The following is a 24,343-nucleotide window of genomic DNA, read 5'->3' as shown; positions in this document are numbered from 1 at the left end:
TACTTGAGTAAAAAAACTTAATATAAATTGGGTTGGGGATAGGCCGAAACGCTGCTGCTATCCCAGCCAGTCAACCTGATTTTTTGGTGGAATTGATGGCAAAATCTTCTTAGCCTCAACTAACTTTAATCAAGCCCAACAATTTCTCCCTTACCGGCAATCACTTCGCCGATTTGGTAGGCATTAATCCCAGAGGATTGTAGTTGATTAATAGTCGATTGCGCCAGATCTGATGGGACAATGATCACAAAACCGATACCCATATTAAAAGTATTAAACATGGCTTCGGCATTAACCGATCCCATCTGAGCTAACCAGTGAAAAATCGGCAAAACTGGCCAACTTTCGCGGTAAATCTGCACGGAATGCCCTTTACCTAAGCAGCGGGGCAAATTTTCCGGGATGCCACCCCCAGTAATGTGGGCCATGGCGTGAATATCTAACCCAGAGCGCAGCAGTTCTAGCACAGGTTTAACATAAAGTCTAGTGGGAGTTAACAAAACTTCACCTAAGCTAGAGCCGGACAAAATTGTGGGGCAATCTTGCCAATTTAAGCCCTGGGTGTCGATAATCTTACGAACAAGACTAAAACCGTTACTGTGAACCCCACTACTGGCTAAACCGATAGCCACATCGCCGATTTGCACCTTACTGCCGTCAAGTAATTGACTTTTTTCGACAATACCGACGCAAAAACCCGCTAAATCGTACTCTCCTGCCGAATAAAACCCCGGCATCTCCGCCGTTTCCCCTCCCAAAAGAGTACAACCACTATCACGACAGGCCCTAGCGATTCCCGATACCACCGCCGCTAACTGTGACGCTTCCAGTTTACCAGTGGCCAGATAATCCAAGAAAAATAAAGGTTCGGCCCCGGAGGTTAAGACATCGTTGACGCACATGGCCACCAGGTCAATTCCCACCGTATCATGGCAATTGAGACTATGGGCAATTTTTAGCTTGGTTCCCACACCATCAGTTCCCGATACTAACACCGGTTGCTGATAACCGGAAGGTAACTGAAAATAGCCGCCAAAACCGCCTAAACCGCCGATAACTTCGGGACGGAAGGTACTTTCCACATTTTGGCGAATTTTCTCGACAAAAGCGCGTCCCGCTTCCACATCCACGCCCGCTTCTTTATAATCCATGCCCAATTGACCGATTGTATCTCTCAAATTTTACCCAGATTTCGGTCCCATGGGAATTATAAATTATGAATTATGAATTGGGAAGTGGGGAGGAAAGGGTGCGTGAGACGGAAAATTGCTGCTTTGACTCGAAGGTGAGAATCCGTCGTAACGCAGCACCTATCATCGACTGTGATTGGTGTGATTGTGTGATGGACTATGATTAAAGTAACCCAGCACCTATCATCGACTCATCGACTAAGTAGCCGGTTACAATTAAAGATAAGATACAAAGAATCAGAAGTCTGCGCCACTATCTAACAATTAATTGAGATTACTTAATTAGGAGTTTAGCAAAATGTCTAACGAAACGGTCACTTATTCCCTTGAGGCTGTCTTGACAAGGATTGAGGGGAAAATCGACTTTTTACAAAGAGATGTCAACGAGCGTTTAAACAAGCTAGAGATAGGACAATCAGAATTAAGAGGGGACATTAAAGCTTTAGATGAGCGACTAACCGCAGAAATTAAAGGGTTAACTGCAAGAGTCGCTGATTAGGAATTTACCAATCGGGGGATTCTGATAGCTTTGGTTGTTGCCATTTTAGGAGGAGCGGCCAAAATTTTTGGTTTTCTCCCCAATCCTTGACAGCGATCGCATAATGGTTGAGGAAATTAACGCCCAATTGAAACGGCTAAAAAATTAAACTACAAAGATCGAGTGTCTTTTCTGTCAATCTTCTTGGGGATATTTTTCCCAAAGATCCGTGATTTGGCGAAGACTTTGGAAGTTGCCATTGCCGAGGATCAAATGATCTAGGAGAGGAATGGCTAGATAGGTGGCTCCCTGTAATAATTGTTCTGTGAGTAAAATATCGTCTTGACTAGGCACAAGTGAGCCGGTGGGGTGATTATGGGCGATAATTAACTTAGTAGCTGATTGTTTCACTACTTCTCGAAAGATTTCTCGCGGATGTACCAGTGTTTCTGTAGCTGTGCCGATAGTAATCACTTTTAGTGCGATTAACTGATTTTTGACATCGAGTAAAATAACGGCGAAACGTTCCTGAGACTGATACATTAGTTCGTGGCCAAGGATAGCGGCAGCGGTATCGGGACTATCGATAACCATTTTTTCCGTCGGTCGTCGTTGAAAAGCCCGTTTTCCCAATTCGATCGCCGCTAGAATAGTAGTAGCCTTAGCAGGTCCAATGCCATGAATAGCGGTTAATTCCTGGGGCTGAATATCCCTCAAAACGTCCAAAGGATCCCGGCGATATTTACTCAATTCGTTGAGAATATGCTGTCCTAAACCCACCGCCGAGAGTTTCCCCTTACCTTGACCTGTAGCCAGTAAAATCGCTAATAATTCGGCGTTACTGAGGTTTTTCGCCCCGACACTGATTAAACGTTCCCTTGGTCTTTCACTGACGGGAATATCGGCAATTCTTAAGCTGTAGGTCATGGAAGTGGCAAGCTACCGCGATAAAATTCCATCATACAATTTTAGTCAGTGCCTAGAGGGATTTGGCCGGTAAATCAAGGGGAAAAACTCTCCTTACCAGACCTTCTGTAAAAGTAAGTTATCGAGGCACTGTCGGGTCAAAATATCTAAAACCTCAGATAAATTTGACCTAATCTTAGGCTTTATGGATAGGGTAGTTGTCTCTTGTCTTTTTTCTCCTCCTATCGACTGTCTCCTATCGACTGTCTCCTGTCTCCTGTCTCCTGTCTCCTCACCCAACGGAAGATTTTTGATTTTTTCAGGGACTCTAATGATAGCGAATTCCCGCATCTTCGAGGCGCTGTAAAGCTTCCCCTAATCGCGGGATATCGGCGATTAAACTGACGCGCACATAACCTTCCCCTCCCTCTCCAAAAGCATTGCCCGGAGTGACAACAACACCGGTTTTTTGCAAGACGCTGAGGGCAAAATCCGTGGAAGTCATACCGACGCTACAGGGAATCCAGAGATACATTGTCGCCTTAGAGGGGGGAATATCCCAACCTAATTGCCCCAAACCTTTGATTAAAAAATCTCGTCGCTGTCGGTATCTTTCCTGTACTTGTTTGACGTATTCATCGGGCAGTTGTAGGGCGGTTTCGGCCGCTTTTTGGATGACGGAAAAGATGCCATAATCGAGATTAGTTTTCAGGGTGCGTAACCCTTGAATAATATCGGAATTGCCCACGACAAAACCGACGCGCCACCCAGCCATATTATAGGTTTTTGAGAGGGTATGAAATTCTACACTAATCTCTTTTGCCCCCGGAATTTCTAATAAACTGGTGGGCTGATAACCATCAAAACTCAATTCAGCATAACAGAGATCGTGGACGAGCATAATCTCATATTGCCGGGCCCAAGCAACGATTTTTTCAAAAAATTCCAGGGGGGCAACGGCGGCGGTGGGATTACTGGGATAGTTAAAATAGAGGATTTTCGCCTTTTTAGCCACATCTTCGGGGATAGAATCGATATCTATCAGCCAATCCTGTTCCGCTTTTAAGATTATTGGGTATAGCGTCGCCCCAGCAATCAAAGGACCGCGAAAATGGGCGGGATAGGCGGGACTGGGAACTAAGACCACATCGCCAGGGTTAACATAAGCTAGGGCCAGGTGAGATAGGCCCTCTTTGGAACCTAGCAGCGGTAAAGCTTCGTTATCGGGATTGAGTTGCACACCATAAGAGCGATCATACCATTTAGCGATCGCTTCTCGGAAACTGGCGGTTCCTTCAAAGGGGGGATAACCGTGAAATTGGGGCGTTTCAAAAGCTTGAATGGCCGCTTCGATAACCGGACGCGGGGCAGGACCGTCTGGGTTGCCCATACCTAAATCGATTAAATCTAGTCCTTCTTTGCGGGCTAAGGCTTTTAATTCATCCAAGCGGGCGAAAACGTAGGGGGGTAAGGCACTTAATCGCTTGGCGCGGCTATTCGTCCAATTTACACTCATTACTTCTTGGCTTACTGATCGAGGTAATCTAACATTATGACACGAGTGTATGGCTAATTCAGCAGTTAGTTATTAGCTGACTTCTTTGTGCCTCAGTATGGCTGGAATTGCCCGACACCGGAGATGGAGAGCCAAACTAAGGTAATCTGATTAATAGAGGCTGAAAATTACTGATTAGCCCTAGCATTACCCCCATTCTTCGGCATTATTCGCCGGTAAGTCCTGACTCCTCACTCCTCAATTCTTTTCTCAAATATGACTGCGATTGCTGCCCAGATAACTTCTATTTTACCCGCCGACACGACGGTTATGGCCTGGCCACAAGTGCCAAAAGAGGAACAAGAAAGATTATCAAGGGCAATTAGGGGCAAAAGTCCTGAAATTATAGTCTATCCCGCTAATACGGCCGCTTTAGTCTCTCTGGTGCGTTTTGCCAACGAAAATCGTCTGTCTTTATTGGCCTACGGTCAAGGTAGTAAATTAGATTGGGGTGGATTAGTCGAGTCGCCGGATATTTTAGTCAGTACCCAAAATCTCAACCGGATTATTGACCATGCTAGGGGAGATTTAACTATAACCGTGGAATCTGGGCTTAAACTAGCAGATTTACAGGCTTTTTTGGCTCCTAGCGGTCAATTTATTCCTCTTGATCCCAGTTACGCCGATAATGCCACGATTGGCGGTATTATGGCCACGGCTGATGCGGGAACATGGCGGCAAAGATACGGTGGAGTCCGGGATCTGATCCTAGGATTCTCCTTTATCCGTCACGATGGCGAGATTGCTAAAGCGGGAGGGCGTGTGGTCAAGAATGTGGCGGGATACGACATGATGAAGCTATTTACGGGTTCCTATGGCACTTTGGGGATTATCGATCAGATTACCCTACGACTGTATCCCGAAACCGCTAACTCAGAAACCCTGATCATCACTGGAAATAGCGAAAATATTAGCAAATTGAGTCAAGTTATGCGGCAATCGGCCTTAACTCCCACCGTGGCTGAATGTTTAAACCCAGGGATGACGCAAGCACTAGGATTAGGGGAAAAAATCGCTTTACTGCTGCGTTTTCAAAGCATTCCCGAAAGTATTAGCGAACAATCGCAACAGGTGAGTTATTTGGGACAACAGTTAGATTGTCAGACTAATTATTATCGGGATGAGGAAGAAGTTTCTCTATGGCAAAGATACCGAAAAACAATGGATAATTATGACCAAGAGGGCAATTTTTTCGGCAAAATAGGATTATTACCCAGCAGTTTAGCTCTAGTTATCGACCAAATTAACGGACTAGCCTCGATTAATATTAGTAGCGGGGTGGGTAAAGTTATCTTAAAATCGGAGGAAAATCTTGACAAAATTCGCTCTTTATGCAGTGCCAATCAGGGTTATCTAACGGTGTTAACCGCACCTCCATCCCTAAAAGAAAAAATTGAACCTTGGGGTTATATAGGTAACGCGATTACCATGATGAAAACCCTAAAAAATAAATTCGATCCTCACGGTATTTTTAGTCCTGAACGCTTTCTTAACAAAATCTAATGAAAAATTATGCAAACCTCCGAACATTCCCTTAACTTTCAAGAATTAATCGACCAAAAAAATCAAGGATTTGACCCCAAAAATCCCCCCGCTCAAGAATTAATCGATAGTTGTGTTCACTGTGGTTTTTGTCTTTCTACCTGTCCCAGTTATCGAGTCATTGGCAAGGAAATGGACTCCCCCCGGGGTAGAATTTATCTGATGAATGCCATCAACAAAGGGGAAGCAGTTTTAGACGAAACCACTAGCCAACATTTTGATACTTGTTTAGGTTGTTTAGCCTGTGTTAGTACCTGTCCATCGGGAGTACAATACGATCAATTAATCGCCGCAGTTCGTCCGCAGGTGGAACGCAATCAACCCCGCAGTTTTAAAGATAAAATTATTCGTTTTCTCATTTTTAATCTCTTTCCCTATCCCGTCCGTCTCAAATTATTTTTACCTTTCCTCTGGTTATATCAAACCCTAGGATTACAAACCCTAGTCAGGAAATCGGGTATCTTAAAAATGCTCTTTCCCCGTCTAGCGGCCATGGAATCAATTTTACCCAAAATTACTCTAAATTCTCTGTTTAAAAACTATGCCGATGTTATTCCCTCCCAAACTGAAAAACGCTATCGGGTGGGAGTAGTTTTAGGTTGTGTGCAGAGACTCTTTTTCTCGCCAGTAAATGAAGCGACAGTGCGGGTTTTAACTGCCAATGGTTGTGAAGTGGTTATCCCAAAAACCCAGGGTTGTTGTGCCGCTTTACCCGCACATCAAGGACAGGAAAAACAAGCACAAAGTTTAGCCAGACAAATGATCGATAGTTTCGCAGAAACCGAGGTTGATTATATTATTATCAACGCGGCGGGTTGTGGTCATACTCTCAAGGAATATCATCATATTTTAGCTGACGATCCTGAGTATAAAGATAAGGCTAAGGAGTTTGTGGCTAAAGTACGCGATGCTCAAGAATTTTTAGCAACAGTGGGATTAACTGCTGATTTATCCCCGATTACCGAGACAGAATTAACCCTAGTTTATCAAGATGCCTGTCATCTTTTACACGGACAAAAAATCTCGGTGCAGCCACGGCAATTATTGCAAAAAATCCCCAATATTAACTTAAAAGAACCTATCGATGCGGCCTTGTGTTGTGGCAGTGCCGGAGTTTATAATATGCTACAGCCAGATACTGCCGATGAATTAGGTCAGCAGAAAGTACGCAATTTATTAAATACTGGGGCTGCGGTGATTGCTTCCCCTAATCCCGGTTGTTCCCTACAAATTAAAAAACATCTACAATTACAGGGAAAAGATACACCCGTTATTCATCCTATCGAATTATTAGATTATGCCATTCGCGGGCTGAAAATTGGCTAACTTCCACCATTTGAGTTGTGTTAGTGGTGTCAGGAAAGCAAAAGAAAACCCCACAGACAAAGACCTTGTAATGATAGAATCGACCATGGCGATGGCTTAACTATTAGTATTTTTTGCGTCGGACTAGCAGGAGATAAAAGCGTGACCTTTAAGATTGGTTTACTCGGTTTCGGGGTTGTGGGGACGGGAACAGCGAAAATCCTCCTCGATCCTTTTGGTCGTCATCCCGTACTCAAAGAGATTACCATTGGACGAGTGGGAGTTAGATCCCTAGATAAACCCAGAGAAATCGAGCTTTCTCCCCAACTATTGACCACTGACCTAGAATCGATCGTTACTGACCCCGAAATTGATATTATTGTCGAATTATTGGGGGGTTTGGAACCGGCACGCTCTTTAATTCTCCAAGCAATCGCATCGGGAAAGCACGTTGTTACGGCAAATAAGGCGGTTATTGCCCGTTTTGGCGATGAAATCTACGCCAAGGCTAATGAAAAGGGGGTTTATGTCCTCCTAGAAGCGGCCGTGGGTGGTGGAATTCCCGTCATTAAACCCTTAAAACAATCCCTCGGCGCTAATCGTATCAGCAGCATCATGGGAATTGTCAACGGCACAACTAACTATATTCTCACCGAAATGAGCCAAAAAGGGGCAGATTTTAGCGAAGTTCTGGCCAAAGCTCAGGAATTAGGCTATGCGGAAGCGGATCCCACTGCGGACGTGGATGGATTCGATGCAGCCGATAAAATCGCTATTTTAGCCTCTCTGGGTTTTGGAGGTCGGGTAAAACGGGAAGATGTTTACTGTGAAGGTATCCGGCAAGTTAGTGCCGTCGATATCGCCTACGCTGATAGACTGGGATTTGTGATTAAATTGTTAGCGATCGCAAAAGATACGGTTAAGGAGGATTCCGATACCCTAGAGTTGCGGGTTCATCCAACCCTAGTACCGAAAACCCATCCCCTCGCTAATGCTAACGGAGTCTATAACGCTATTCTGGTCGAGGGGGAACCCTTGGGACAAGTGATGTTTTACGGACCGGGTGCCGGTGGCGGACCGACGGCCAGTGCGGTAGTATCGGATGTGATGAATATCGTCGGAATCTTAAAAAGTAGTGGCAAAACCAAGGAACTTGACCCGCTTTTAAGCTGTATTCACCAGCATTATTGTCAAATCGCTCCGATGGAGTCGTTATCGACCCGTTTTTATGCTCGTTTTCTCTGTCGCGATGTGCCGGGGGTAATCGGTCATTTAGGTATGGCTTTCGGCAACCATGGGGTTAGTCTAGAATCCGTGGTACAAATTGGTATTAGAGGTGATTTAGCCGAAATTGTCGTTGTCACCCACGATGTGCGCGAGGGCAATTTCCGCAACGCTTTAGCAGCCATAGAGTCTTTAGAAGCTATTGACAGTATTCCTAGTATTCTCCGAGTTTTGTAATTAAGAGATCTCTTTTTTTATGGTCATGGGTCGGAGAATCAGAAGTGAGAAAAGTTGGCTAAGTTTGACTAGCACAATTTTGTTTTTTTGTCTAGGTTTTTTGAGCTTAAATCAAAAATTAATTTTTGCCCAAGGGTCTGATAATGTTTGTCCCCTGCCGATTTTATCAAGGTTACAACGCCATAAAATCCAAGCGGGAGAAACGATCGCCTCCATCGCCGAAAAATACGCTCTCATCCCGGCAACGATAATTAAACTCAATCCGACTATTCTTAAAAATGGTTTGGCCCCCGTGGGGAAAGAAATCTTCATTCCCCCGATGAATGGCATTCGCATCGAAGCACCCAAGGGTTCCACTTGGCGCGATTTAGAAGCGGCCTATGGTATTCGTGCAGATATCCTCTTTGAGCTTAACGGTTGTGGTCGCCGGCCGACAATAGTTTTTATCCCCGGCAGCAATTGGTCCGCCGCCAGCAAGCGATCGGATTATACTGGATTAAGTTCTTATCCCTTACCCTTGGCCAGCACTGTCGGATTAGCCTACGGTTGGCAAAAAAGCCCCACGGAACAGAAAAATCTCTTTCATAGTGGTATTGATCTTCTTGCACCAATTGGTACACCCGTCCTAGCTGCCGAGGATGGTCTAGTGATTTATGTGGGTCAGGAGGGAGCTTATGGTAATTTGGTAGTAATTAATCATTTAGGTCGCCGGCAGACCCGTTATGCCCATTTAAGCAGGGTTACAGTGAGAATTGACCAACGGGTACGAGCAGGAGACGTTATCGGTGCGGTTGGCACCACCGGACAACCGGATATTATTCCCCCCCATCTTCATTTTGAGGTGCGCTTAGATACTCCCGTCGGTTGGACAGCGCAGGATCCCGCTTTGCATTTGCCCTCACGGAGGGACAAAGAGCCTGAAAAGTAGATAGGGGGTGGGGTGTAGAGGTTGGGTAAAATTTTTTGACTTACCCTGAGAGGCTAAAAAGTAAACCCAAATAACCGATTTGCTATCAAAGAGGGATCGAGAAAGCGGCTTTTATGGCTCTTCACTATCCCTTCAACCCTGATTATTGGCGGAAATTCTGCCAACCGGCATAACGAGCGGCTGCACCTAATTCTGCCTCGATGCGGAGTAACTGATTATATTTGGCCAGACGTTCACCACGACAGGGAGCGCCAGTTTTTAATTGAGCTGCCGAGGTTGCAACGGAGAGATCTGCGATAAAATCATCGGGAGTTTCCCCAGAACGATGGCTAATATACACAGTATAACCGCCAGAACGAGCGATTTTAATCGCTTCTAGGGTTTCCGTGACGCTGCCGATCTGATTGACTTTAATTAAAGAGGCATTGGCAACACCTCGATCGATCGCTTCCTGAATAATTTTCGGATTGGTACAGAAAATATCGTCTCCTACCAGTTGAATGCGATCGCCTAAGCGTTTGGTCAATTCTTGCCAACCCTGCCAATCTTTTTCACCTAAACCATCTTCGAGGGAAACGATTGGGTATTGATTCAGCCAACTTTCCCACATATCGATCATTTCCTCGGAAGATTTCCGACTTTGATCGGATTTGAAAAATTCGTAGTAACCGCCATCACGCCAAAGTTCGCTAGTGGCAGGATCCAGAGCGATGGCAAAATCTTCTCCCGGTTTGTAACCGGCTTTTTCAATTCCAGCCAAAATTAACTCTACCGCCTCCACGTTAGCCTTTAAACTAGGGGCAAAACCGCCCTCATCACCGACGCCGGTATAGTAACCTTTTTGTTTTAAAATCGATTTGAGAACGTGATAGACTTCTGCTCCCATGCGTAAAGCTTCCGTAAAACTGGGCGCACCGACGGGAACTAATTTATACTCCTGAAAATCAACGGTGTTATCGGCATGAACACCGCCGTTAAGGATATTAAAACAGGGAGTTGGTAAGAGATTCGCTTCCTCACCGCCCAAATAACGATATAGAGGCATATTTTCAGAAGCAGCCGCTGCCCGAGCCACTGCCATAGACACTCCCAAAATGGCATTGGCTCCCAAATTTTTCTTATTGGCTGTACCATCGAGTTCTAACATGGTTTGATCGATCGCTGTTTGTTGGCTGGCTTCGGCTCCTTGCAGGGCATTGGCGATCGCTCCCTTGACGTGGGCTACTGCTTTTAACACTCCTTTGCCACCGTAGCGTTTATCATCACCATCTCGCAACTCCCAAGCTTCATTGATCCCCGTAGATGCCCCCGAAGGCACGGCGGCCCTGCCTTTGCTACCATCATCTAAGATTACATCCACTTCCACTGTGGGATTACCGCGGGAGTCAAGAATTTCTCTGGCAGTAATCGAGGCAATTTTAGCCATGTTTTTATTCCTTATCTAGGTGGTTTCATCTCAATTATTATACCTAGAGATTTAGATGTGGACTGATTATTGTTATTTACTACACCTCAAATTACTGACTCTTGGCTTGATATTGTTGATATTTATTTAACTTTGAGAAAAGGAAACTTATTTGGGAACCCTAACCTATCAACTACTAGGGTTAATAAAAGTAATGCTGCCATAATTGCGATCATGATCAGTATCCCCCCTTGGGGTTCTGGAGAAAAAAATAGTTTCCAGAATAAAACAACGTTATTGATAAAAATAGCGAAAAATACTAATATAGACTGCCAATCTATAACGCTAACAAAAAGTTAACCACCAAAATAAATATAAACACAAAATTTTGTTTTGCAGACATAACATAAAACCCACAAGAGTTGACTGTTACCTTGGCTGGATTATAGCAAACCCTAGATATACAGGATATATTTTCCAGCAAAAATCCCCCTCTTTGGGGAGAAGGGGAAAAGCAACCTAAGATTAACCCTGCACCATCACAGCGGCAGCCGCAGCCACACCGGCGCCGGGGGTGACACCTTCGACACCTAACTCGATTAAAGTCGCTTCAATGGCAGCGATAACCGTGAGGATATCCCTCTCACTAGCAAAACCTAAATGACCGATACGGAAGATTTTACCCTTGAGGTGATCCTGACCACCAGCCACAGCGATGTCAAACTTTTTATTAAGAGTCGAGCGAATTTTTTCCGCATCCACCAGAGTGGGGGCCACCGCAGTAATCGCCGTGGAAGCCCAAGAATCCGCCGCGTAGAGGGGCAAATTCAGGGCGCGCATACCGGCCCGCGTCATCTGCGTTAAGCGTTGGTGACGGGCGAAAATTGCCGCTAATCCCTCTCTTCTCATCATTTGCAGAGAAGCTTGTAAACCGTACATCAGGTTAACTGGAGGGGTAAAGGGGGAACTATCCTCATCGGTGGCTTTTTTGTATTTGCCCAAATCCAGATAAAAACGGGGTAGTTTGGCGGTTTCGTAGGCTTTCCAAGCTTTTTTGCTTACGGAAACAAAACCTAAACCGGGGGGAATCATATAACCTTTCTGGGAACCAGAACCGACCACATCTAAACCCCATTCGTCGATGGGAATAGGATAAGCTCCTAAACTGGTGACAGCATCGACGATAATTAAAGCTTCCCCGTGGTCTTTTACCGCTTTGTTAATGCTTTCCAAGTCATTGAGAACCCCGGTGGAAGTTTCTGAATGGGTAATAATTACCGCTTTGATGGCTTTTTCCTTGTCTTCGGTCAGTTTAGCGGTAAATGCTTCTGGATCTAGGGGTTTACCCCATTCTGCCTTAACTACATCCACATTTAAGCCGTAGGCTTTCGCGACTTTCCCCCAACGTTCCCCAAATTTACCATTATCCCCCACCAAAACTCGATCGCCGGGGCTGAGAAAATTAATAATTCCCGCTTCCATGACACCGGTTCCCGAAGCGGTTAACATTAAAACATCGCCACTGGTTTGATGCAACCATTTGAGATTTTCGGTTAATTCGGCGATCACCTTGCTAAAAGCACCGGTCCGATGACCTATAGGCGCTTTAGCCATAGCCAATAATACCGCTTCCGGCACTGGTGTGGGGCCGGGAATCATCAACATATTTTTATTTTCCATGGTTCGTCCTCTCTCGTTGGGCCATATTTAACAAAGATAAAAAACCAAATCTCGATCGCATCAATTCTGAGGGGTTGATTTAAGATTTGGCAGACTCTGATTATATCCCAGGAGACAGCCTTGTCAGGAGTCAGTATTCAGGAGTAGGGAATCAGGATTCAGGAGATAGGGTGGTCACTGCGTGCGCGACGTTCGGCGATGCTCAGTCGAGCCGTTGCGGGGGGTGTTAGGGTTTTATTTGAAATTACCCACTTCCCCACTTCCCCACTTCCCCACTTCCCCAATTCATAATTCATAATTTATAATTCATAATTCCCACTCCCCACTTCCTAACTCCTATTCCCGATTTTCAAAGAGTTTCTGGATACCGACGGCGGGATCGGGCAGTTTTACTAAAGATTCGCCGATTAGAACCGCATTTGCTCCCGCTTGCTTCACTTTCGCCAGATCTGTTGCTGTGTGTAATCCCGATTCGCTGACGATCAGAATACCTTTTTCTCGCACCTTTTCGCCCCTTGCTTCTAGTAATTGGCGAGTATTGTCTAAATCGACTGTAAATGTCTCTAAATTACGGTTATTGATGCCGATTAGTTCGATTCCCTCAATGGCTAACACTCGATCGAATTCGGCCAGACTATGCACCTCTACCAAAGCTGTCATCCCTAAACCCTTGACAATTTTGACAAAATATGCTAGGTCTTGATCGCTTAAAATAGCGGCAATTAAAAGGACGGCATCGGCTCCTTTAGAGCGAGCGTAGTAGATTTGATAGGGATAAAGGATAAATTCTTTGCATAATAGGGGTAAAGATACCGCTTGCCGGACGAGGCTAAGATTTTCGTAACTACCTTGAAAAAACTTACTATCGGTTAAAACCGATAAACAAGTGGCTCCTCCCTGTTCATAGGTACGGGCGATCGCTACCGGATCAAAATCTTCTCGGATAACTCCCTTGCTCGGGGAAGCTTTTTTCACTTCGGCAATCAAAGCGGGTTGGGTTTTACCCTGTTTTAAGGCGGCTAAAAAGTCGCAAGGTGGCGCAGTATTAGCTATTTTTTTGCGTAATTCTAATAAAGGCAACCTTTCACGCAATTTATCGACTTCGATCTCCTTATGCCAAACGATTTCTTCTAAAATATTTTGCGGTTGTGCCTCTGGCACTTTCACCACATAACTCAAACTCTCAACTTTAACGGCAGGATTGGGGTGTTTTCTTCGGATCTGCATTTTTTCACTGTCCAGAGTGTGAACAGTGATTAGTTTAACAGTGATTAGTTATCGGGAATTGAAATAGAGACGCAGTTAACCACGTCTCTACAGACATTTAACTCTACTTGTGTGGATATTCCCAGTCTTCACCGAAAGGCTATTGCATAGCTTCGATCGAACGTTCTAAAATTTGATCTTGACGTTTTCCTTCTTCTTGGCGATTTTCAGTTAATAAAACCCGCGCTTTCGCAGTTTCTGCCTCTCCTTCCCCCAAAAGCTCCTCTGTACGAGTTAAGACATTCTCTTCGAGCATTCCTTCTGCTTGTCGTTCTTGGGTTAGATTAAGACGTGCTTTTTCTTCAATATTCATAAATTTATCCCTGCCACAGGTGCGATCAACTTCTACCTTCAGTCTGACACAAATTTACTATTCTGTATCATTAACTACAGAAAAATTTAGAATCTTACTGGCGAAACTGAGATTTAGGTATTTGTTCTCATTACTTAAATGGAGAGGGATCGATCGACCTCAAGCTATACAATAAAACCTATGGAACAATTCCCCAGCTTAAACAAGCTCGTATATCAGGCGAATAATTATCGATTGCCTAAACCAAGAGATTTCTTGACAGTATCCGATTCTATCGTAATATCCTATTTGCACAGCTTATGACCAAAGGTAATTTAAACGATCTCATCCGTACAGAAGCTAATAAAGAGGTAGAATCCCAAACCTCTCCTTCTCCCAAACGTCCCAAGGAAACAAACGCCACCCTACAGGCAAAAATTAACGACTTGACAACAGAGTTAGAAAAAACCGAGAAAAATCAGCAAACTCTCCAAGAAAAGGTTATTTCTCTGGAAAAAGAACTTCAAGAACATCTGGAACTATCTGTCAGTTTACAGCAGTTACAACAACAGACCGAGCAGTTACAATCTGTCCTCTCGGAAAAAACTACTTTGGTGGCACAATTATCGAGTCAATTAAGTCAATCCCAGACGGAATTAACCGAGAAAAAACAGTTAATTGAAAAACTATCGAGTCAATTAAGTAAGACAGAAACAGAACTGACTGAGAAAAAACAGTTAATTGAAAAATTATCGAGTCAATTAAGTAAGACAGAAACAGAACTGACTGAGAAAAAACAGTTGATTGAAAAATTATATAATCAAATTAAAACCCTAGAAAATAGTCCCACCCCCACCCCTGAACCCTCACCAATTACCAAACCTGTGCCGAAGAAACCCAGTCTTTATAACTTTGAAATGGCAACTTTAGCCCGTTATATTGCTCCCACTCCTACCCCCACAGAGTTAACGGATTCCGAAATCGGTTGGTTCGATTAATTATGGCTAGTAAAAATCAAGAACAACAACATCCACAGGAAAGACTCGATCGCCTGATTGTTGATCAGCTACTGCAATCAGAACCTAATGATTTAAACTTAGCTGAATGCGCTCGTTTACGCATACGTTATCAAAACTTTCCGGGAGCAAGAGAAATCCAAAGAGATTTAGATTTAATCCTAGAAAAATGGCAGTTAGATGAAGCTAGTTTATGGGCAAAAACTCGACAACTGCACAGTCACGGACAAGTGTATCAAATTCGCCAAAGCGAGGAGCAACAGGATTGGAGTTAAATTAAGCTATAGGTTTGAAAAAAACACTTCTTCCCTTTCACCTTATCTCAGGAAATAATATTATTGTAGGGGCGAATACAATTCGCCCTCTTTTAATAACTGCTGCTGTTCACCATTAAGTGAGAGAAAGTCACAAATAGGAGATGCACCAAAAATAAAACCTATAATTTGATTTTATCTAATAATCTCTGAAACGGATTTTTTGGTTTACTTGCTGGCGGATCTGCGGGGGGATTAGGATCATCTAGATAACGATAATATTTCCAGATATCCCAGTAAGGACATCCCGGTTCGATGCGAATTCCTGCCCAATGTAAATATTTTAAGGGCTGATTTAATCTCGGATCGATTAAGATATTCCCCTGACGTTGAAAATGAGAACTTCCCCCCCAATTTCCCGCTTGACAACCCGGGGCGCGGACAATATTAAATCGATTGGGAACTCGTTTGAGAATGGTATAATTAATAATCGGTTGATCGGAGGTTTTTTGAGAAAAATCAAAATATTCTGGATGAGCAGCACATTCTTGAAAAGCACCATATAATTCCTGTTCTGAGAATAGATTCTTTTTACTAGCCCAAAAACCACCGTTAAACATCCCGGTTAGATCATTTTCTGTGAAGATTCCCTGTTCTAAAACAATCGGATCAAAAACATCAGTAATCCCTTTTTTGTGTTGGTAATCACAGCAGAGAAAATCGTAGGTATCGAGGAAATTTAGATTATCTATTATTTTTTCAAAAACTACGATATCGGTATCGATATAAAGAAATTGATCTAATTCTCCAAACCAACACACCTGCTTGCGAAATTGATTGGGACGAGCAAAGAATTTTTCTCCAAAAATATCATAGATTTTTTGTGCTAATTTTTCCACTAATTGCAGATCGGGATAGAGAATAACGCCATATTTTTCTGCTAATAAATCGGCAATTTTTTGATAATTATTGTCGTAGGGAATCAAGATGACGGGAGAATCGGGATCGTACAAACGAATACTATTCATTAATGCGATCGTCTGCTCGATAACTCGATCGTTAGCGGTAATGTAAATTCCTCGCTTCATAAATATCCTAGGGGTAAGAGTTAGAAATAATTATATAGCAGTTATCTTAATGGTGAAGTAGAAAGTTTTCCTTTTGGGGAGTCAGCCATCAGACTTCGGCGTGAGCTTTTGTCGAACGCTTTTTTCTCCCGATATCCCTGTTCACTGATAACTGATAACTGAATAGCTGATCAGTCTTTCTCTGTCAACTCTTAAAGTTGGTGCGTTTGATTTTTGAATTGGCGAATAATTAAGGAAAGCTCACTGCTACTTAAACAGTTTTTTCTTAAGTTTAGCCAGAGAACTCTGCATCCATAATTTTTTAAGTCGCAGGGGTTCTAAACCTTCTATATCAGCCGGATAGCGTTTTTTAATATCAAAGAAATCATTAATTTCTCTTAAAATTGTTTCAAAACGTGGTAGCAATTTTTCGGGATGATAATCATCGATAAAATTAGCCGGTAAAGAATTAACGGGAAAATTACGGGCATAATTAAGAATACGTTCTAGATCGTATTGAGTGGAATAAGCCCCGATTTTTTGACAATTGAAACCGGGATCGAGATAATCGGCTAGGGCGCTATTAACGCTAGAAAATACCGTACAACCACAGGCTAAAGCTTCCAGGGGCGGTAAGCCAAAACCCTCCGTTAAACCGTTTACAGCCCAATATTCAGCCGAATCGTAGAGATAAACCCGACTGCGATTGAATAATCCCACTAAATCCTCCACATAGCTATCTAAAACCTTAACGCGACAGTGGGGACGGAGGGCGGGAACTAGACGATTGAGAAGATATTTTGAGGATTTGCGCCCCTGTACTAGGACATCGATATCCCTTTCTAAGCCTAAATTGAGAAATTCTGAGCCAATTTGATTAGGAAGATAGTAAATCAAAGCATTAGCAGCTTTTTCTCCCCAATAACCCATAGTATGGCGGCTAACGGTGATAATTGGTATTCCAGGGGGTAAACGGAAGCCGTAACCTGTACTATGGGCATGATAAATGATATTATGCGATCGCAATCTTGTCACCAATTTAGGAACATCAAAACCCCAGCTAACCACAAAAATACTGTCATCGGAGCTTATTTTCGGGATTATATCCTCTAAAAAAGGATAATTTAACTCTTTTTGACGATAAGTCACAATCTGGGTGCTACAAATTTGACTAGCCAAATTGACAGTTTTCATTTCTGCCCACAGTCCACCCCCACCAAAGGGAGAAGTAGTACCGGGCAAGAGAAAATAGAGGTTTCTCATCGGGATAATAGAAGTTTTAGTTAAGCGGTAGTTTGGAGACTTGGCTATTCTATACTTAATTATTAAGGTGTGAGGTATCTAAAGGCAATAGTCGATCGAGCATAGATATTATTAAATTATGTTTGCCACTGATAAATACTTAGAATTATTAAAGCAATACCCTCCTCGTCCTATTCACAATGAGGAAGACTTAGAAATGATGCAGGAGGTTATTAATCGCCTTTTAGACAAACCCCAATTAACGGTAGAAGAAAGAGAATATCTAAATGTTTTAGGGTCTTTAATTTATGAGTATGAGGAAAATCAAGAGCCAATACCTGATATTTATGGAATTGAATTGTTAAAATTTATATTAGAGGAAAGAAACCTACAAAAGCAAGATTTGCTATCTATTTTTGAAAGCAAGTCAACCCTGGATGATATTTTTGATGGGCAACAAGAGTTAACTCCTATCTATATTCAAAAATTAGCCAATTTTTTAAATATATCTCCTGATTTATTTTTTCCTAGTTAGTTACAAAAAATGCGTTAGACAGTTAGGCTTATTTCCTGTCCTAACGCATAGGTTAACGGACTAAATTAAAGCCTGATAACGCCCCAAAGCCAGTAGAGGGAAATACTGCTGATAGAAGTGATATTTCAGGTAAAAATGACAGGGAAAACCTGTACCAGTGAAGTAATCTTCATCCCATGTACCATTTTCTTTTTGGGTAACAAGAAGATAGTTAACACCCTTTTCAATTACTTCTCGCTGATAATTGCCGGTGACTTTCCCGACGGCTAATAAACCGATTAATGCCCAAGCAGTTTGGGAAGCGGTACTATTTCCCTGTCCTTTAAATTTAGGGTTATTGTAACTAAAACAGGTTTCACCCCAACCACCATCAACATTTTGACAACTGCTTAACCAATTGGCTCCTTTTTGCAATTGATGATGATATTTATTCGGTTCCAGAAAAGCCAAAGCAGATAACGCCCCACTGGTTCCATAAATATAATTTACACCCCAACGACCAAACCAACTACCATCAGCTTCCTGTTCTTTTTCCAGATAATCCAAAGCTTTTTTAACTCGATTTTCTTCCATGTTAACATCACAAGTGCCTAACATTTCTAGAACTCTGGCAGTCACATCAGCCGTATTAGGATCGATCATTGCTTTTAGATCGGCATAGGGCAAAGAATTAAGCCAGTTTTGATCGTTATCGATGTCAAAAGCCCCCCAACCACCAGCTTTACACTGCATAGTCGCCATCCAATTAACTGCCCGTTTCATCACAGCTTTTTTAATACTTTCTTCGGGCATTTTAATTAACTCTAAAGCCATCACCACCACTGCCGAATCGTCTAAATCAGGATACCAGCAATTGTCAAATTCAAAAGCCCAACCGCCGGGGGTTCCGATTTTATTTTTAATCGCCCAATCGCCATAATCAAGAATTTGTTGATCGATTAACCATTGTCCCGCTTTAATCATAGCTGGATGAGCAGGATTTAGCCCGGATTCAATTAGCGATCGAATTACCCAAGCCGTATCCCAAACCGGCGACACACAGGGCTGTACACAATAGGTATTATCCGTCTCAATGGCAAAATTATCCACCGCTTTTAAACCCCGGGCAACAATCGGATCGTCAACATCATAACCTAGGGCTTTTAAAGCTAACAGAGAATTTAACATCGCCGGGATGATTCCCCCCCAATCCCCTGTGTCTTCCTGTCGTTCAATCACCCATTTTTCCGCCGCTTGCAGACTTTCTTGACGGAAGGGAACTAAATTAGTTTTTTCTGCCCATTTAAACAGTCCATCTAACCAAAGAAAAACATCTGACCAATTGTTATTTTTTGGTAACTCATACTTGACATTATTCACCCCTTCTGTATAGAGTTCATCGAGATTAAAACCCATTTTATACACGGGTTTTTTGTCGAAAACAATTAATAAAGGAACTGTACTTCCCCGTGCCCAACTAGACATTTCATAGATAGTAAAAGGGAAATTTTCCGGCAGTAGCATGATCCAAGCGGGGATAGAGGGAACCCCCAGCCAATCATAACAACCAATCAAAGCGAGGTGCATTTTGGTGAAAATGCGGGTTTTACTGATGCCACCTTTAGCTAAGATAAATTCTCTGGCTTTTTCTAAAGCAGGATCATTAACGGGAATTCCCAATAGTCGCAGCCCCATGTAGGCTTCCACAGTGGTGCTAAGATCGCCACCATCCCCATAAAATAACTCCCAAGCGCCGTTAGGACACTGTTGCTGACGCAGATAGGTGGCTGCTTTGTCTAGGGGGCGATTTTTGTCAGTTTTCCAGATTTTGTGCAGTAAAATTGCTTCTGAGGTGATGGTGACATTAGATTCTAATTCTGCCCACCAGTAACCGTCAGGGTATTGGGTAGAAAGTAAATAATTTTGGGAAAGTTCGATCACTTTCGCTGTTTTAGCGGCTATTTCGGTGATTTTGTCCTGAATCTGCATTTTTTTCCGTTCGACAACCTCTAGGGACCACGAGTACAAATAAGATAATCTTATTTACAAAGTTTTTAATAAGTAGCTAAAGAATGGGCTTTTGTTCCCAAACAATCCAATAAAGGAATCTGCTTTGGTTGCCAATTTCTTTTTTCTTTTCACTGTTTACTGATCAAGTAACCCCACTCCCCTGAAGACAAAAAGGGTACGAAACTCGCACCCCACCAGATTGCTCTTAATTTAACTTACTTTTTCTTTTTGCCTTTAGCGGGCGGATTATCCTTCGCTGCCGGTTCCGGGGCTTTTTCCTCCACTTGCGGGGCTGCTGCCACGGTTTCCGGGGGTTTTTGTCCCATTTGGGCGGCTACTTCGGCGGCGAAATCCGTTTCTTCTTTCTCGATCCCTTCACCTAGTACAAAGCGTTGGAAACGACGCACCTGAATATTTTCTCCTAAAGCGGCGATCGCTTGTTTGATCAACTCCTCAATACTAATGTTCTGATCGCGGATAAAGGGTTGATCGAGCAGAGAAAGTTCTTTCAAACGTTTTTCAATGCGGCCAGCTACGATTTTTTCTTTGATATTATCGGGTTTATTGGCTAAATCGTCCCGTCCCATCTCAATTTCTTTTTCTTTGGCGGAGATTTCGGCGGGAATATCGGCCACTTTCACATATTCGACGTTAGGACAAGCGGCAATCTGCATCGCCACGTCATTAACCAATTTTTTGAACTCCTCGCGACGGGCAACAAAATCGGTTTCGCAGTTCACTTCTACTAAAACACCGATGCGACTGCCGGTGTGGATGTAACTGCCGATCATCCCTTCTGCCGCTACCCGACTGGCTTTTTTCTCGGCGGAAGTAATCCCTTTTTGACGCAACCATTCGATCGCTTTAGTTATATCCCCCGCGTTTTCCGTCAGCGCCTTCTTGCAATCCATCATGCCAGCGCCGGTCTTTTCCCTAAGTTCTTTAACCTGTTGTGCTGTAATTTCCGCCATAAAATTCCTAACCTACTGCTTATAGTTGATCATGCCACGAGAGGGGCAGGTTTTGCCGATCGATAGGTCCGGAAAGTTTCCCCCCGAACCTAGCGGCAATCAATAGCTAATTTTCCCTAGTTATCGTCGTCTCCACTGGCAAATTCGGCGGCGTATTGGGAATAATCACCTTCTTCCTCGTACTCGGTTTCATTATCGTAGTCTTCCTCGTATTCTTCCACCGCTGCTTGACCACCGCGACGACCTTCGATGATCGCATCGCTAATTTTGCCTAAAATTAGTTTAACTGAGCGAATTGCGTCATCGTTGGCGGGAATTGGCACATCTACTAGGTCAGGATCGCAGTTAGTATCCAAGAGGGAGATGATGGGAATGCCCAATTTTTGACATTCTTGGATAGCGTTGTATTCCCGACGCTGATCCACTACGATGACCAAATCCGGCAGCCGGCGCATGGTTTTAATGCCACCGAGGTATTTTTCCAGTTTGCCTAATTCCCGACGCAGTACCGATGCTTCTTTTTTCGGTCGTTTATCGAGGGCGCCGCTATTTTCTAATTCTTCTAATTCTTTGAGTCTTTCTACCCGGCCGCGAATGGTTTCCCAGTTGGTTAACATTCCCCCTAACCAGCGTTGGTTAACAAAGTGGCTGCCGCTGCGTAAGGCTTCCTGTTTAATGATTCCTGCTGCTTGCCGCTTCGTACCGATGAATAAAAAGCGTTTACCGCGATCGGCTTCTCCTCGGACAAATTCGTAAGCTTCTTCGATTAATTGGGCAGTTTGCACCAAATCAATGATATGAACCCCATTCCGGGCAGTGTAGATGTACTGAGACATTTTCGGGTTCCAACGGCGCGTTTGATGGCCGAAGTGGACCCCAGACTCTAGCAATTCTGCGAGAGAGACAACGGGCATATTTTTCTCCTTTTCGGGTTTATCCTCCATCTAGGGCTGGATTTCTAGATTTCTAGAAACACCCGATCGCCTAGATGTGCGATTTTTGACAACTTTTCTAGTCTAACACGAAAGAGCGCGATTGCATACCCGTAAATATTGGGTACTGAGGGCTTGCTACTGTAATTCCTCAAGTTTTTTCAAAACCGCTTCTGCATGGGCTTTTACCTTGACATTTGACCAAATATAGGCAATATTTCCCTGGGGGTCGATCAGGAAAGTGGAGCGTTTAATTCCCATATATTCCTTACCCATAAATTTTTTTAATCCCCAGACTTGATAAATTTCCGCCAGTTGATGTTCGGTATCGCTCAATAATTGAATAGTTAAATTGTGTTTTTCAATAAAACGACAGTGGGACTTGGCTGAATCGGGACTAACTCCTAGAATTACCGCGTTTAATTGCTGAAATTGCGGTGACAAAGCGGTAAAATCGATCGCTTCTGTGGTGCAGCCCGGAGTGTTATCTTTGGGATAAAAATATAATACCAACCATTGACCGGCAAAATCTGCTAATTTGCTAATTTCCCCTCTTTGGTTGGGGGTGGCAAATTCCGGGGCTTTTTGTCCAACTTCTAGGGTCATTTTTAGGAGTGTAAAGGCAAGAGTAAGAAAGGAGCAAGGGAGAGGGAAAGCAATAGCCAGACTTGATAGTTAAATCTGGGAAATTCGGGGTTTTCTGACTCGACTAAAGCATCGATTCTCTCTAATAAACGATTATTTAAGGAATTATCACTCAGAGCGACACAGCAACTATCGGAAAAATTTATTTCTGCTACTTGATTAACTTTTTCTGCCACTAAAAGCAGCGATTCAGCTAATAGTAAATAATCCACTTGTCCAGAAGCGTACTTATCGGCGCGTAATTCCCGCAAGAAGACCAATTCTGACCATAAATTCTCGCTATTGGGCAGCCAAGAAGACATCGATCGCAGCCAACCTAACCAGAAAAACCAGAAGGTGTCATGATATTCTTGGTGAGCTTGTTCGTGGGCTAAAACTGCTTGTAAATGTTCTTGATCCAAGAGATTTAATAATCCCTGGGTTACAATTAATTCCGACTTCCAGAAGCCAACTCTGGCACTGTAGGGAAAATCCATCGCTAAAACTCTCGCCCTCTGAGCGGTGATTTTTTTGAGGGGATAACTGCTAAAATCCCGATGGGTTTGCCAAGTTTGATAGGAAAGTTTGATTAGACAAAATAGAGCAAAAACTAGCCAAATTATGGCACTAAAGTAACTAATTAAACTGGAGTTATAGCCTAGCATTTGCCCGCGATAGCCCATACAAACCACCGATATAACTGTCATTAACAGCAGCAAAGGAGGAAAGAGGAAGAAAAATAGCGTTGTCTGCCAACGACGCTGATAGCTAGGCAGAAACCAACGTAAACCAATGGCGATAGTTAATGCTAGTAATAACATTGAACCGTGCATTAGCTTTCTCTCCGTTGTTGACGCAGGGTATCTAAACGAGATGCGATCGCTTTTAATTGTTCGACACTAGCAGTATCAAGACTATCGGCAAAAGAAGCCACCACATCCGCATTACCAATAGCCAAAAAACGATGTAATTGTTCGTAGGCTTTAATTGCCTGTGCTTGTTCCTTAGAAACCATCGGTTTCCAGTAGAAAATCCGACCCTGTTTATAACAACTTAACCAGCCTTTATTAGTTAAACGACGCAGTACCGTAGTTACAGAAGTATAGGCTAGATCTCGTTCTGGATCCGCTAAAATGCGATCATGGACATCCTTAACGCTGACGGTTTCTAATTCCCAGACAATATTAAGAATTTCCGCTTCTAGGGGGCCTAGGGATAGCTGTTTTGGTTGATAGGTCGGCAATTGAGCCATAGTTACACAGAAATGAAGATTACTTTCCTGATCATAGCGGCGGATATCGATCGCCTGATAAAATAGCAACGATCCTTTATATTGTCTTTATGTCCACCGAAACTAATTTAACCACAACTACGGGTGCTGATGCCATTGATGTGGCGATCGCTAATGGCATTGATTTTGATGGTTCCCCGATTCCCCCGGCAAAATTGGAACTTTATCACCGGGTAATGGGTTTGGAAGCAGGACGACAAAGAAGCGGGGTTTCTAACACGATGAGATCGCGAATTGTCCGCATCGGGGCCAAACATATCCCCCAAGAGGAATTAAATCAGCTGTTGTTAGCCGCCGATTTTGCCCCTCTCAAGGACAAAGAAATCGCTTTTTACTATCTCAAGTAGTCAAATTTTTGCTCGCCATTTTTCGCCTAGACTGCTTGCGGTTAACCGGATTGTTGGAAAAATTAGG

24 protein-coding genes and 1 pseudogene are annotated in these 24,343 nt (G+C 43.3%); 10 read left to right on the top strand and 15 right to left on the bottom strand.

Going from position 1 to position 24,343, the window contains the following annotated elements; all coding sequences use genetic code 11:
* Nucleotides 1-125 precede the first annotated feature (125 nt).
* On the bottom strand, nt 126-1,151 hold the full coding sequence (gene purM, locus IQ234_RS03185; protein ID WP_193956011.1) for a phosphoribosylformylglycinamidine cyclo-ligase: 1,026 nt from the start codon (nt 1,149-1,151) through the stop codon (nt 126-128).
* Nucleotides 1,152-1,216: 65 nt separating this feature from the next.
* On the opposite strand from purM, the gene IQ234_RS03180 reads away from it, so the two are divergent.
* On the top strand, nt 1,217-1,357 hold the full coding sequence (locus IQ234_RS03180) for a hypothetical protein (RefSeq protein ID WP_172456262.1): 141 nt from the start codon (nt 1,217-1,219) through the stop codon (nt 1,355-1,357).
* A 131-nt stretch (nt 1,358-1,488) separates the two neighbouring features.
* A pseudogene (locus tag IQ234_RS03175) lies at nt 1,489-1,779 on the top strand (DUF4164 domain-containing protein).
* An 84-nt stretch (nt 1,780-1,863) separates the two neighbouring features.
* Here the strand turns inward: IQ234_RS03175 and radC are convergent.
* Complete coding sequence (gene radC / locus IQ234_RS03170; RefSeq protein WP_002732646.1) at nt 1,864-2,595, bottom strand: RadC family protein; 732 nt, start codon at nt 2,593-2,595, stop codon at nt 1,864-1,866.
* A gap of 307 nt (nt 2,596-2,902) precedes the next feature.
* Nucleotides 2,903-4,090 (bottom strand): aspartate aminotransferase, encoded by a 1,188-nt coding sequence (locus tag IQ234_RS03165; RefSeq protein WP_193956006.1) that lies wholly within the window; start codon nt 4,088-4,090, stop codon nt 2,903-2,905.
* 255 nt (nt 4,091-4,345) lie between these two features.
* Between IQ234_RS03165 and IQ234_RS03160 the strand changes: the two genes are divergently transcribed.
* From IQ234_RS03160 to IQ234_RS03145, 4 genes are all read left to right on the top strand, one after another.
* Nucleotides 4,346-5,632: an FAD-binding oxidoreductase gene (locus IQ234_RS03160; RefSeq protein ID WP_193956005.1), complete on the top strand. Its 1,287-nt coding sequence runs from the start codon at nt 4,346-4,348 to the stop codon at nt 5,630-5,632.
* A 9-nt stretch (nt 5,633-5,641) separates the two neighbouring features.
* A complete protein-coding gene (locus IQ234_RS03155; protein ID WP_193956004.1) occupies nt 5,642-6,997 on the top strand; it encodes a (Fe-S)-binding protein in 1,356 nt (451 codons plus the stop codon).
* A gap of 141 nt (nt 6,998-7,138) precedes the next feature.
* Nucleotides 7,139-8,437: a homoserine dehydrogenase gene (locus IQ234_RS03150; RefSeq protein ID WP_193956003.1), complete on the top strand. Its 1,299-nt coding sequence runs from the start codon at nt 7,139-7,141 to the stop codon at nt 8,435-8,437.
* A 19-nt stretch (nt 8,438-8,456) separates the two neighbouring features.
* Nucleotides 8,457-9,365 carry a LysM peptidoglycan-binding domain-containing M23 family metallopeptidase gene (locus IQ234_RS03145; RefSeq protein ID WP_193956002.1) on the top strand — a complete coding sequence of 303 codons (909 nt, stop codon included), beginning with the start codon at nt 8,457-8,459 and terminating at the stop codon, nt 9,363-9,365.
* Nucleotides 9,366-9,507: 142 nt separating this feature from the next.
* Here the strand turns inward: IQ234_RS03145 and eno are convergent, their stop codons facing one another.
* The 4 genes from eno to IQ234_RS03125 all read right to left on the bottom strand — a co-directional run bounded on the left by eno (nt 9,508) and on the right by IQ234_RS03125 (nt 14,029).
* Entirely contained in the window at nt 9,508-10,791 is a 1,284-nt protein-coding gene (eno, locus tag IQ234_RS03140; RefSeq protein ID WP_193956001.1) for a phosphopyruvate hydratase, read from the bottom strand.
* A gap of 504 nt (nt 10,792-11,295) precedes the next feature.
* On the bottom strand, nt 11,296-12,450 hold the full coding sequence (locus IQ234_RS03135) for a pyridoxal-phosphate-dependent aminotransferase family protein (protein ID WP_193956000.1): 1,155 nt from the start codon (nt 12,448-12,450) through the stop codon (nt 11,296-11,298).
* A 336-nt stretch (nt 12,451-12,786) separates the two neighbouring features.
* Nucleotides 12,787-13,677 carry an indole-3-glycerol phosphate synthase TrpC gene (gene trpC, locus IQ234_RS03130; protein ID WP_193955999.1) on the bottom strand — a complete coding sequence of 297 codons (891 nt, stop codon included), beginning with the start codon at nt 13,675-13,677 and terminating at the stop codon, nt 12,787-12,789.
* A gap of 139 nt (nt 13,678-13,816) precedes the next feature.
* On the bottom strand, nt 13,817-14,029 hold the full coding sequence (locus IQ234_RS03125; RefSeq protein ID WP_193955998.1) for a hypothetical protein: 213 nt from the start codon (nt 14,027-14,029) through the stop codon (nt 13,817-13,819).
* Nucleotides 14,030-14,328: 299 nt separating this feature from the next.
* Between IQ234_RS03125 and IQ234_RS03120 the strand changes: the two genes are divergently transcribed.
* Both IQ234_RS03120 and IQ234_RS03115 read left to right on the top strand, forming a co-directional pair.
* A complete protein-coding gene (locus IQ234_RS03120; RefSeq protein ID WP_193955997.1) occupies nt 14,329-15,006 on the top strand; it encodes a hypothetical protein in 678 nt (225 codons plus the stop codon).
* Nucleotides 15,007-15,008: 2 nt separating this feature from the next.
* Entirely contained in the window at nt 15,009-15,299 is a 291-nt protein-coding gene (locus IQ234_RS03115; RefSeq protein ID WP_185239536.1) for a DUF3288 family protein, read from the top strand.
* 161 nt (nt 15,300-15,460) lie between these two features.
* Here IQ234_RS03115 and IQ234_RS03110 read toward each other — a convergent pair whose 3' ends face one another.
* Nucleotides 15,461-16,366, bottom strand: coding sequence for an Npun_R2821/Npun_R2822 family protein (locus IQ234_RS03110; RefSeq protein ID WP_193955996.1), 906 nt, complete (start codon nt 16,364-16,366; stop codon nt 15,461-15,463).
* Between the two features lie 246 nt (nt 16,367-16,612).
* Nucleotides 16,613-17,608: a glycosyltransferase gene (locus IQ234_RS03105; RefSeq protein ID WP_193955995.1), complete on the bottom strand. Its 996-nt coding sequence runs from the start codon at nt 17,606-17,608 to the stop codon at nt 16,613-16,615.
* A gap of 118 nt (nt 17,609-17,726) precedes the next feature.
* On the opposite strand from IQ234_RS03105, the gene IQ234_RS03100 reads away from it, so the two are divergent.
* Nucleotides 17,727-18,122, top strand: coding sequence for a helix-turn-helix domain-containing protein (locus IQ234_RS03100; protein WP_193955994.1), 396 nt, complete (start codon nt 17,727-17,729; stop codon nt 18,120-18,122).
* Nucleotides 18,123-18,182: 60 nt separating this feature from the next.
* Here the strand turns inward: IQ234_RS03100 and shc are convergent, their stop codons facing one another.
* The 6 genes from shc to IQ234_RS03070 all read right to left on the bottom strand — a co-directional run bounded on the left by shc (nt 18,183) and on the right by IQ234_RS03070 (nt 23,959).
* Nucleotides 18,183-20,090 carry a squalene--hopene cyclase gene (shc, locus tag IQ234_RS03095; protein WP_193955993.1) on the bottom strand — a complete coding sequence of 636 codons (1,908 nt, stop codon included), beginning with the start codon at nt 20,088-20,090 and terminating at the stop codon, nt 18,183-18,185.
* A gap of 236 nt (nt 20,091-20,326) precedes the next feature.
* Nucleotides 20,327-21,082: a translation elongation factor Ts gene (gene tsf / locus IQ234_RS03090; RefSeq protein ID WP_193955992.1), complete on the bottom strand. Its 756-nt coding sequence runs from the start codon at nt 21,080-21,082 to the stop codon at nt 20,327-20,329.
* 116 nt (nt 21,083-21,198) lie between these two features.
* Nucleotides 21,199-21,996 (bottom strand): 30S ribosomal protein S2, encoded by a 798-nt coding sequence (gene rpsB, locus IQ234_RS03085; RefSeq protein WP_110579346.1) that lies wholly within the window; start codon nt 21,994-21,996, stop codon nt 21,199-21,201.
* A gap of 156 nt (nt 21,997-22,152) precedes the next feature.
* On the bottom strand, nt 22,153-22,620 hold the full coding sequence (gene bcp, locus IQ234_RS03080; protein ID WP_193955991.1) for a thioredoxin-dependent thiol peroxidase: 468 nt from the start codon (nt 22,618-22,620) through the stop codon (nt 22,153-22,155).
* A gap of 2 nt (nt 22,621-22,622) precedes the next feature.
* Nucleotides 22,623-23,471 carry a M56 family metallopeptidase gene (locus tag IQ234_RS03075; protein WP_193955990.1) on the bottom strand — a complete coding sequence of 283 codons (849 nt, stop codon included), beginning with the start codon at nt 23,469-23,471 and terminating at the stop codon, nt 22,623-22,625.
* Nucleotides 23,471-23,959: a BlaI/MecI/CopY family transcriptional regulator gene (locus tag IQ234_RS03070; protein ID WP_002767846.1), complete on the bottom strand. Its 489-nt coding sequence runs from the start codon at nt 23,957-23,959 to the stop codon at nt 23,471-23,473. Before IQ234_RS03070 ends, IQ234_RS03075 begins: the two co-directional genes overlap by 1 nt.
* Before the next feature lie 20 nt (nt 23,960-23,979).
* Between IQ234_RS03070 and IQ234_RS03065 the strand changes: the two genes are divergently transcribed.
* Nucleotides 23,980-24,276 (top strand): DUF4090 family protein, encoded by a 297-nt coding sequence (locus IQ234_RS03065; RefSeq protein ID WP_159252630.1) that lies wholly within the window; start codon nt 23,980-23,982, stop codon nt 24,274-24,276.
* Nucleotides 24,277-24,343: the final 67 nt, after the last annotated feature.

The sequence above is a fragment of the Microcystis aeruginosa LEGE 91341 genome (assembly GCF_015206885.1).
GTDB classification, from domain to species: Bacteria; Cyanobacteriota; Cyanobacteriia; order Cyanobacteriales; family Microcystaceae; genus Microcystis; species Microcystis aeruginosa_H.
Note: the sequence above shows the minus strand (reverse complement) of the source record. Positions and strands in the feature narration are given on the sequence as shown.

Bases quoted from the DNA above. Each gene is read 5' to 3' on its own strand.
- purM (WP_193956011.1), bottom strand. From the start codon at position 1,151: ATGGATTATAAAGAAGCGGGCGTGGATGTGGAAGCGGGACGCGCTTTT.
- IQ234_RS03180 (WP_172456262.1), top strand. From the start codon at position 1,217: ATGAATTATGAATTGGGAAGTGGGGAGGAAAGGGTGCGTGAGACGGAA.
- radC (WP_002732646.1), bottom strand. From the start codon at position 2,595: ATGACCTACAGCTTAAGAATTGCCGATATTCCCGTCAGTGAAAGACCA.
- IQ234_RS03165 (WP_193956006.1), bottom strand. From the start codon at position 4,090: ATGAGTGTAAATTGGACGAATAGCCGCGCCAAGCGATTAAGTGCCTTA.
- IQ234_RS03160 (WP_193956005.1), top strand. From the start codon at position 4,346: ATGACTGCGATTGCTGCCCAGATAACTTCTATTTTACCCGCCGACACG.
- IQ234_RS03155 (WP_193956004.1), top strand. From the start codon at position 5,642: ATGCAAACCTCCGAACATTCCCTTAACTTTCAAGAATTAATCGACCAA.
- IQ234_RS03145 (WP_193956002.1), top strand. From the start codon at position 8,457: ATGGTCATGGGTCGGAGAATCAGAAGTGAGAAAAGTTGGCTAAGTTTG.
- eno (WP_193956001.1), bottom strand. From the start codon at position 10,791: ATGGCTAAAATTGCCTCGATTACTGCCAGAGAAATTCTTGACTCCCGC.
- IQ234_RS03135 (WP_193956000.1), bottom strand. From the start codon at position 12,450: ATGGAAAATAAAAATATGTTGATGATTCCCGGCCCCACACCAGTGCCG.
- trpC (WP_193955999.1), bottom strand. From the start codon at position 13,677: ATGCAGATCCGAAGAAAACACCCCAATCCTGCCGTTAAAGTTGAGAGT.
- IQ234_RS03125 (WP_193955998.1), bottom strand. From the start codon at position 14,029: ATGAATATTGAAGAAAAAGCACGTCTTAATCTAACCCAAGAACGACAA.
- IQ234_RS03120 (WP_193955997.1), top strand. From the start codon at position 14,329: ATGACCAAAGGTAATTTAAACGATCTCATCCGTACAGAAGCTAATAAA.
- IQ234_RS03115 (WP_185239536.1), top strand. From the start codon at position 15,009: ATGGCTAGTAAAAATCAAGAACAACAACATCCACAGGAAAGACTCGAT.
- IQ234_RS03110 (WP_193955996.1), bottom strand. From the start codon at position 16,366: ATGAAGCGAGGAATTTACATTACCGCTAACGATCGAGTTATCGAGCAG.
- IQ234_RS03105 (WP_193955995.1), bottom strand. From the start codon at position 17,608: ATGAGAAACCTCTATTTTCTCTTGCCCGGTACTACTTCTCCCTTTGGT.
- IQ234_RS03100 (WP_193955994.1), top strand. From the start codon at position 17,727: ATGTTTGCCACTGATAAATACTTAGAATTATTAAAGCAATACCCTCCT.
- shc (WP_193955993.1), bottom strand. From the start codon at position 20,090: ATGCAGATTCAGGACAAAATCACCGAAATAGCCGCTAAAACAGCGAAA.
- tsf (WP_193955992.1), bottom strand. From the start codon at position 21,082: ATGGCGGAAATTACAGCACAACAGGTTAAAGAACTTAGGGAAAAGACC.
- rpsB (WP_110579346.1), bottom strand. From the start codon at position 21,996: ATGCCCGTTGTCTCTCTCGCAGAATTGCTAGAGTCTGGGGTCCACTTC.
- bcp (WP_193955991.1), bottom strand. From the start codon at position 22,620: ATGACCCTAGAAGTTGGACAAAAAGCCCCGGAATTTGCCACCCCCAAC.
- IQ234_RS03075 (WP_193955990.1), bottom strand. From the start codon at position 23,471: ATGCACGGTTCAATGTTATTACTAGCATTAACTATCGCCATTGGTTTA.
- IQ234_RS03065 (WP_159252630.1), top strand. From the start codon at position 23,980: ATGTCCACCGAAACTAATTTAACCACAACTACGGGTGCTGATGCCATT.